The 1,214-nt window shown below is 32.2% G+C and carries 2 pseudogenes; both read left to right on the forward strand.

The features are described from left to right. Positions 1-428 (forward strand): annotated as a pseudogene (locus CYP77_RS09990) (hypothetical protein); the annotation flags it as partial. A gap of 2 nt (positions 429-430) precedes the next feature. Then, a pseudogene (locus CYP77_RS05815) lies at positions 431-1,214 on the forward strand (hypothetical protein); the annotation flags it as partial.

Genomic DNA, 1,214 nt, shown 5'->3' on the forward strand with positions numbered 1-1,214 from the left:
TTAGTGAAATAACGACTGTTGAAGGTAAAGAAGCTTTTTTATATATTGAAAATAATTTAAGTATTATAGACAGCAATAAAAAAGATCAAAATCGTAGTATTGTCATTTCACCAAAGTATTTAAGTTTTTCTTGTAATAATAAAGAATGCAAGGATATAGATAAGGCAATAAATATTAAATTTCACAATAATGTTTTGAACTATTGTTTGGATAAAAATTGTACAAATCAAAAAGAAGAAAAAGCTACTGTCAAGATGAAACAAAGAAAAGATATAACGTACACAGAAAAACGTGATGGCACCGTTTGGCTTCACAATATCAAAGCTCTTTCAACTTTAGGTAAATTCTACTATTTAGAGACAAAAGATGGAACAAGATTTGAGCTTGATGCAAGCAAGATAATTTCAAGACAAAAGCAAGAAAGGTAAATTTGAGCTACCAAGACATTTTAGATGAAAAAGATGAGAGTGTAAAAGAGGCTAGTAAATTTATAAATTTTATCAAGGCTAGATTTTTAAACTCACATATCATAGGCAGCAAACAAGGTAGGCTAATAGCACTTTTAGAAAGCGAATGCGAGCTTTATTTGAAGCTAAATAGGACAAATTACGCTGAAATTTCAAAGGAGCTTAGCGAGCTAAAAGAGCGAATTTGCTTCGTGATCTTAGATATAAAAGATGAGATCATAAAGGATTTTGAAGACAAAAACTATGAAATTTACAAAAGGGCGCTATCAAAAGAGCCAGAGGAGCTTGAAAAGGTCAAAAATGAGCTACTTTTAAACTCGTTTTTCGAGAGCCATTTGGGCGAGCACTCGGCAAATTTAAAGGCAAATTTTATAAAAGAGTGCGTCGCAAATTTCTTCAAACACTCAAATTTCATAGTGCCTATCATCAGCGTGCTTTGCTACTTTTTATATTTTGGTTTTGAGACCAGATATTTTCCGAGTTTAGATAGCTCGGAGATGATATCTACGGGTATTTTGCTCTTTTGTGCAACCGCATTTATCACTGTTTTTGAGATATTGGTCCTCGTTTTTGTCTCATTTTTGTACCAAAACGACGATAAAAAGCATAAATTTAAAAAGCCAAAATTTCTATTTTTTTATAACTCAAATTTCATCTACATTTTAACGCTCATCTCTTTTGCCATTTTGGCCTTTGCAGGCTACAAGCTAAACTACGGCTGGAGCACTATCTTGTCGATGTTTTTAC

This window comes from Campylobacter concisus, assembly GCF_002913865.1.
GTDB classification, from domain to species: domain Bacteria; phylum Campylobacterota; class Campylobacteria; order Campylobacterales; family Campylobacteraceae; genus Campylobacter_A; species Campylobacter_A concisus_AM.